7 protein-coding genes are annotated in these 6,809 nt (G+C 61.7%); 3 read left to right on the forward strand and 4 right to left on the reverse strand.

Annotated elements, in window-relative coordinates; all coding sequences use genetic code 11:
* Positions 1-12: 12 nt before the first annotated feature.
* The 4 genes from ACTJJN_RS00465 to gpmI all read right to left on the reverse strand — a co-directional run bounded on the left by ACTJJN_RS00465 (position 13) and on the right by gpmI (position 5,332).
* On the reverse strand, positions 13-780 hold the full coding sequence (locus ACTJJN_RS00465; RefSeq protein ID WP_003249191.1) for a divergent polysaccharide deacetylase family protein: 768 nt from the start codon (positions 778-780) through the stop codon (positions 13-15).
* Between the two features lie 8 nt (positions 781-788).
* Positions 789-2,105: a S41 family peptidase gene (locus ACTJJN_RS00470; RefSeq protein WP_004576741.1), complete on the reverse strand. Its 1,317-nt coding sequence runs from the start codon at positions 2,103-2,105 to the stop codon at positions 789-791.
* A 234-nt stretch (positions 2,106-2,339) separates the two neighbouring features.
* Positions 2,340-3,656, reverse strand: a complete 1,317-nt coding sequence (locus tag ACTJJN_RS00475; protein WP_012053937.1) for a murein hydrolase activator EnvC family protein — start codon at positions 3,654-3,656, stop codon at positions 2,340-2,342.
* Positions 3,657-3,796: 140 nt separating this feature from the next.
* Complete coding sequence (gene gpmI, locus ACTJJN_RS00480; RefSeq protein ID WP_088512565.1) at positions 3,797-5,332, reverse strand: 2,3-bisphosphoglycerate-independent phosphoglycerate mutase; 1,536 nt, start codon at positions 5,330-5,332, stop codon at positions 3,797-3,799.
* 207 nt (positions 5,333-5,539) lie between these two features.
* On the opposite strand from gpmI, the gene ACTJJN_RS00485 reads away from it, so the two are divergent.
* From ACTJJN_RS00485 to secB, 3 genes are read left to right on the forward strand one after another with little or no spacing between them, the layout of a single operon-like run.
* Complete coding sequence (locus tag ACTJJN_RS00485; protein ID WP_012053935.1) at positions 5,540-5,953, forward strand: rhodanese-like domain-containing protein; 414 nt, start codon at positions 5,540-5,542, stop codon at positions 5,951-5,953.
* A gap of 1 nt (position 5,954) precedes the next feature.
* Entirely contained in the window at positions 5,955-6,209 is a 255-nt protein-coding gene (gene grxC, locus ACTJJN_RS00490) for a glutaredoxin 3 (protein ID WP_003249204.1), read from the forward strand.
* 39 nt (positions 6,210-6,248) lie between these two features.
* A complete protein-coding gene (secB, locus tag ACTJJN_RS00495) occupies positions 6,249-6,734 on the forward strand; it encodes a protein-export chaperone SecB (RefSeq protein WP_003249206.1) in 486 nt (161 codons plus the stop codon).
* Positions 6,735-6,809: the final 75 nt, after the last annotated feature.

Genomic DNA, 6,809 nt, shown 5'->3' on the forward strand with positions numbered 1-6,809 from the left:
GATCAGCGAATGTTAGCGGTTGCTGTAACGGCCATGTTTGCCGTGTGCAGGCATGGCCTGGTTGCCACGTGTGGCGATCATCTGTTGCAGCGTGACCAGTTCGATCCCCAATTGCTTGAGCCGTGGAATTTGACTTTCCAGTACCGCTAGTGTCTGCGGGTAGGGGTGGCCGATCAATACGGCCGAGCCTTGCTTGCGGGCCAGTGCAATACCCTGTTGCAGCTGAGCGTCGATGGCTTCCGGCGTGCGCACGTCATCCAGAAATACATCCCGTGACACATGCGCGACATCGTGTGCTTGAGCCTCGGCTGCGGCGACCGTGGCGGCACTGGTGCGGCTGTCGACAAAGAACAGATGGCGCCGCTGCAGCTCGCCCATCAACCACGCCATGGGTTCACGCTGTGCGGTCATGCGGCTGCCCATGTGGTTGTTGATGCCGGCGGCGTAGGGCACCTTGACCAATGCTGCGTCCAGGCGCCGCGCCAGTTCTTCGATGGCGATGCCCGGGTGCCAGGCATAGGGCCCGGTGGCCGGGTCCATGGGCATGTGCAGGATCACCGTCTTGCCGGCCTTGTGCGCCTGGCGGGCAAAGTCGGTGGCATGCGGGGTGTCGGGCATGATCGCCATGGTCACCGGCCCGGGCAGGGCCAGGGTACGGCTGTCACGCTCGGGGCTCTGGCCCAGGTCGTCGATGATGATGCTCATGTAGGCCTTGTTGGCCGGCGCCGCTTGCGCGATTCCGGCCATCAGGCAAAACAACAGACACAGCAGATAACGCATAGGGTGGATCAGTCGCCCTTGGTGATGTTCAGGCCCTTGAGCAGGCTCAGTGCCTGGCTCAGCTGGAAGTCGTCATCCTGCGGGCGCTCCTTGCGCTTGCTGCTGCCGGTCGGGCGGTCGGCGCCGCCGTTGCCGTTGCCCAGGTGGCCCTGCAGGTCGGCTTCCTTGAAGTTTTCAGTGTCGGCTTCGGCGGTGAGCTTGGCCGGGCGCACCTCGATGTCCGGGACAATGCCCTGAGCCTGGATCGAGCGGCCGTTGGGGGTGTAGTACAGCGCAGTGGTGAGCTTCAGGGCGCGGTCGTTGGCCAGTGGCAGCACGGTCTGCACCGAGCCTTTGCCGAAACTGTCGGTGCCCATCAGCACGGCGCGCTTCTGGTCCTGCAGGGCGCCGGCGACAATTTCCGATGCCGATGCACTGCCACCGTTGATCAGTACCACCAGCGGCACGCCTGCGCTGGCATCGGCCGGGTCGGCCGAGAAACGCAGCTCGGAGTTGGCGATGCGGCCCTTGGTGTAGACGATCAGACCTTTGGTCAGGAAGTGGTCGGCCACTTCCACTGCCGACTGCAACACGCCGCCTGGGTTGTTGCGCAGGTCCAGCACCACCCCGCGCAGCTTCTTGCCGTTGTCCTTGCGCAGCTTGGCCAGGGCCTTGCCCACTTCGTCACCGGTCTTGACCTGGAACTGGGTGATACGGATGTAGCCGTAATCGTTCTCCAGCAGCTGGCTCTTCACGCTCTTGACCTGAATGACTGCACGGGTCAGGTTCACGTCGAACGGGTTGCCGCCGTCGCGTACCAAGGTCAGGGTGATTTTCTCGCCGACCTTGCCGCGCATCTTGTCGACCGCCTCGGTCATGGTCTGGCCGCGGGTCGGGGCGCCGTTGATCTTGACGATCAAGTCACCAGCCTGCACGCCGGCCCGCGAGGCTGGGGTGTCGTCGATTGGCGAAACCACCTTGATGAAGCCGTCTTCCTGGCCTACTTCAATACCCAGCCCGCCGAACTCGCCGCTGGTGCTTTCCTGCAGCTCCTGGAAGTCCTCGGGGCCAAGGTAGGCCGAATGCGGGTCAAGGTTGCTGAGCATGCCCTTGATGGCGTTTTCCAGCAGGGTCTTGTCGTCTACGGGTTCGACGTAGGCGGCCTTGATGCGGTCCAGGACCTCGGCGAAGGTGCGCAGTTCTTCCAGCGGCAGTGGCGCCTTGGCGGTCACCTCGGTGGCTGGCACTGCGGCGGCCTTGGCCGGCTCTGCGGCGGTGGCCAGGGGCGCGCCGACCGCCAGGGCGATGGACAGGGCCAGCTGGGTGAGACGAGGCGAGTGCAGCATGTCGAACGAACTCCTGATCCTGTAAGCGCTCCCTGGGGAGCATCGGCGCAGCACTCAGGCTGCGCCGTAGAAATGTGACTAGGCTTTGTACGAAAAGCCTTGATACTTGTTCATGCTGCGTTGAAAACAGCCTCGGAATGCTCATGTACTCCAGTACAGTCGGGCGCGACCCCGGCCGTTCCTCGGCTGTTTTCGCCTTGCCTGACCTGCGTCTCAAGACTTTTCGTACAGAGCCTAGCCCCGGCACCACTGCGAAGGGTCGGCAGGCCGGCCTTGCTGGCGGATAGCGAAATACAAGCCTGCCGCGTCCTGGCCACCGCTGTCGCCAACGGTGGAAATGGCTTCACCGGCCTTGACGATATCACCGGCATTCTTGAGCAGGCTCTGGTTGTGGCCGTACAGGCTCAGGTAACCGTTGCCATGGTCGAGAATGACCAGAAGCCCGGCGCCGCGCAACCAGTCCGCGAATACCACACGCCCGCCGTGCACGGCACGTACCTGGGTGCCTGGGTTGGCGCTGATCATAACCCCGTCCCACTTGGCACGAGCGTCGCTACCGCGGGCATCACCGAAGCGTGCCAGCAATCGACCATTGACTGGCCATGGAAGTTTGCCCCGCGCAGCAGAAAATGCGCCGCCGTAGTTCGCGCCATCGCTGGAAACCATCGGCCCGAGGGTGGTGCGGGCCTTTTTCGGCGGTTCCACTGGCTCTGCGGGCTCACGGGCCCGGTCGCGGGCAGCGGCGGCGGCCAGCGCTTCCTGCTGGCGGCGTTTTTCTGCTTCCTGCTGTGCCAGCAGGGCCTTCTTGCGTGCCTCTTCAGCTTCACGCGCCTGGCGGGCGAGGGTTTCCTCGATGGTCTTCAGGACTTTGGCCAGGTCGGCCTGGTCCTGTTCGCGCGCTTGCAGCTTCTGATCGCGGTCTTTTACATCGCTGTTGAGCTTTGCCAGTACCTGCTGGCGCTTGGCGCGCTCGGTTTCCAGGGCCTGGCGGCGGCTGTCGAGGTCGGTGCGTTGGGCCAGCAGTTGTTGTTGCTGGCTGGAAATTTCCTGTTCGACGTTGGCCAGTTGGCGCAAGGTCTCGTTGAAGGTGCGCAATTGCTCCAGGCGCGCCTTGCTCAGGTAGTCGTAATAGGTGAGGGTGCGGGCGAATTTCTCGGGGTTCTGCTGGTTGAGCAGCAGCTTGAGGTATTCCTCGCGACCGTTGTTCTGGTAAGCCGAACGGGCCTGAATGGCGATCAGTCGTTGTTGTTCAACGCGGGCGCTCTGGAGTTTTTTTTTCTCGGTATCAAGGCGCTCCAGCTCGCCTTCAGTCTTTTTTAGTTCTTGCTGCAGGGCCTCCACCTGCTTTTCGAGGTTGCCGATGTCGGTTTCGGTGGCTTTGAGGTCTTTTTGCACACCTGCCTTTTCTTCCTGGAGCTTGCTCAGCGTTTTCTTGAGCTCGGCAATGTCCTGGCGGGTGGCATCCAGTTGCTGCTGGGTCTGCGCACGCTCATCGGCGAAGGCCGGGCTGAGCAGGCAAGACAGGGCTAGGAGGATCAGGGCGCGAAGCATGGGGTTTGGCGTACCAAGGATGGAGACTGGCCTAGTATGCCCGCCTGGGCAGGCAAAAAAAACGCCTCGCTGCGGATGCAGGGGGGCGTTTGTCTGGAATTCATGTGCAATTGGGGCTGCAACGCAGCCCCTTTCGACATTCAGGCGTCGTCCAGAATCGAGGTACCGGTCATTTCCACCGGCTTTTCCAGCCCAAGCAGCTTCAGCATGGTCGGCGCCACGTCTGCCAGCACGCCGCCTTCACGCACTTTCACGTTGCGCTTGCCCACATAGATGAACGGTACCGGCTCGGTCGTGTGCGCGGTGTGCGCCTGGCCGGTGCACTCGTCTTCCATCTGCTCGACGTTGCCGTGGTCAGCGGTGATCAGGGCCTCGCCGCCGACCTTGTCCAGTGCATCGACAATGCGCCCTACACAGGTATCCAGTGCTTCGACGGCCTTGACCGCCGCCTCGAACACGCCGGTGTGGCCGACCATGTCGCCGTTGGCGTAGTTGACCACGATGACGTCGAAGCGCTGCTGTTCGATAGCTTCGACGATGCGATCGGTCACCTCTGGTGCGCTCATTTCCGGTTGCAGGTCATAGGTGGCGACCTTCGGCGACGGGATCAGGATGCGTTCTTCGCCTTCGAACGGCTCTTCACGGCCACCCGAGAAGAAGAAGGTGACGTGGGCGTATTTCTCGGTTTCGGCGATGCGCAGCTGGGTCTTGCCGTTTTTCGCCAGGTATTCGCCCAGCACGTTGTTCAGGCTGGACGGGGCAAAGGCTGCCGGTGCCGGGATCTTCGCCGAATACTGGGTCAGGCCGATGTACGCCGCCATCTTCGGCAGGCGCGCACGGGCGAATTCCGTAAAGTCTGGCTCTACGAATGCACGCGACAGTTCGCGAGCGCGGTCGGCGCGGAAGTTCATGAAAATCACGGCATCGCCATCTTCGACCTTGACGGCTTCGCCAATGCGCGTGGCCTTGACGAACTCGTCGCTTTCGTCGCGGGCGTAAGCCGCTTCAAGGCCTGCCAGGGCCGTGTCAGCGGTGTACTCGGCAGTGCTGTCGACGATGAGGTTGTAGGCGGCGCTGACGCGGTCCCAGCGATTGTCGCGGTCCATGGCGTAGTAGCGGCCGATCAGGCTGGCAATGCGGCCCTTGCCCAGTTTGGCGAAGGTGGCGTCGAGCAGTTCGATGGACGACTGCGCGCTGCGTGGCGGGGTGTCCCGGCCATCGAGGAAGGCGTGCAGGTAGATCTTTTCAGCGCCACGCTGGGCGGCCAGTTTGGCCATGGCCACCAAGTGGTCCTGGTGGCTGTGTACGCCACCATCGGACAGCAGGCCGAGGATGTGCACGGCTTTGCCAGCACCGACTGCCTTGTCCACAGCACCGGTCAGTACCGGGTTTTCGAAGAACTCGCCGTCGCGGATGGCCTTGGTCACCCGCGTGAAGTCCTGATACACGACGCGACCTGCGCCGAGGTTCATATGACCGACTTCCGAGTTGCCCATTTGCCCGTCCGGCAGGCCGACATCCATGCCCGAGCCGGAAATGAGGCCGTGCGGCTGGGTGGCGCACAGGCGGTCATAGACCGGTTTATTGGCGGCAAAGATGGCGTTGTGTTCGGGGATATCGCTATGGCCGAAGCCATCCAGGATAATCAGGACCAGGGGTTTGGGCGTGCTCGTCATCAATCAAACTCACGGTTGTTCAAAGATGATAAAGACACGCATTTTAGGGCAAATACGCCACCTGCGGCTAATATTCGTCCCATTCCACCGACCGGCGCACCTGTGGTAGCAACATGAAGGTGGTTTTGTGGCCGGCCCGTCGGGCTTTGGTGGCACCAAGGGGCTGTGTATACTGGCCGGCATTTTCAATCGCCTGGAACACCGCTGATGGTTGCTCACCTGATTCAATTCGCGACAGATCACTACATCCTGGTTGCGATCTTCCTCATTCTGCTGGTCCTGCTGCTCGTCAATGAAATCCGTCGTGGTGGCCAGAGCCTGACTAATGGCCAACTGACAGCCCTGGTCAATGCCGAGAAGGCCCTGGTGATCGATATTCGCCCGGCCAAGGAATACTCCGCCGGTCACATCGTCGGCGCGGTGAACATCCCGCAGGACAAGCTGGCCAACCGCATGACCGAGCTGGGCAAGCATAAAGAAAAGACCTTGATCGTCGTCGACGCGATGGGCCAGCAGTCCGGCACCATTTGCCGCGAGCTGCTCAAAGCTGGTTACAACGCCGCCAAACTGAGCGGTGGCGTTTCCAGCTGGAAAGCCGATAACCTGCCCCTGGTGAAGTGATATGAAGCCTGTCATCGTCTATTCCAGCGACTACTGCCCCTACTGCATGCGTGCCAAGTACCTGCTCGAGAGCAAGGGCGTGGCCTTCGAGGAAATCAAGGTCGACGGCAAACCGCAGGTTCGCGCCGAGATGAGTCAGAAAGCCGGCCGTACGTCGGTGCCGCAGATCTGGATCGGCAGTACCCATGTCGGTGGATGCGATGACCTCTATGCCCTGGAGCGCGCGGGCAAGCTCGACGCGTTGCTGGCGGCCTGATTTGCACTGCATTCAAAAACATTAGGATAAGGATCTGACATGACTGACCAACAGACCAACGGCGCTGCTGCAGAAGACAACAGCCCTCAGTTCTCCCTGCAGCGCATCTATGTGCGCGACCTGTCGTTCGAGGCCCCGAAAAGCCCGCAGATCTTCCGTCAGACCTGGGAACCGAGCGTTGCCCTGGACCTGAACACCAAGCAGAAATCCCTGGAAGGTGACTTCCACGAGGTCGTGCTGACCCTGTCGGTTACCGTCAAGAACGGTGATGAAGTGGCCTTCATTGCTGAAGTGCAGCAGGCCGGTATCTTCCTGATCGCCAACCTCGATGCGCCTTCGATGAGCCACACCCTGGGTGCGTTCTGCCCGAACATCCTGTTCCCTTATGCCCGTGAGGCCCTGGACAGCCTGGTGACCCGCGGTTCGTTCCCGGCGCTGATGCTGTCGCCGGTCAACTTCGACGCCCTGTACGCGCAAGAAATGCAGCGTATGCAGGAAGCGGGTGAAGCGCCTACTGTGCAGTAATTACTGCCGGTATCAAGAAAGCGCCTCTCGGGGCGCTTTTTTGTTGCCGGCGCGGGCCTCTTCGCGGGTAAACCC

This window comes from Pseudomonas sp. 22515, assembly GCF_052044625.1.
Taxonomy (GTDB): domain Bacteria; phylum Pseudomonadota; class Gammaproteobacteria; order Pseudomonadales; family Pseudomonadaceae; genus Aquipseudomonas; species Aquipseudomonas alloputida.

Coding starts and splice junctions, on each gene's coding strand:
- ACTJJN_RS00470 (WP_004576741.1), bottom strand. CDS start 2,105: ATGCTGCACTCGCCTCGTCTCACCCAGCTGGCCCTGTCCATCGCCCTG.
- ACTJJN_RS00485 (WP_012053935.1), top strand. CDS start 5,540: ATGGTTGCTCACCTGATTCAATTCGCGACAGATCACTACATCCTGGTT.
- ACTJJN_RS00465 (WP_003249191.1), bottom strand. CDS start 780: ATGCGTTATCTGCTGTGTCTGTTGTTTTGCCTGATGGCCGGAATCGCG.
- secB (WP_003249206.1), top strand. CDS start 6,249: ATGACTGACCAACAGACCAACGGCGCTGCTGCAGAAGACAACAGCCCT.
- gpmI (WP_088512565.1), bottom strand. CDS start 5,332: ATGACGAGCACGCCCAAACCCCTGGTCCTGATTATCCTGGATGGCTTC.
- ACTJJN_RS00475 (WP_012053937.1), bottom strand. CDS start 3,656: ATGCTTCGCGCCCTGATCCTCCTAGCCCTGTCTTGCCTGCTCAGCCCG.
- grxC (WP_003249204.1), top strand. CDS start 5,955: ATGAAGCCTGTCATCGTCTATTCCAGCGACTACTGCCCCTACTGCATG.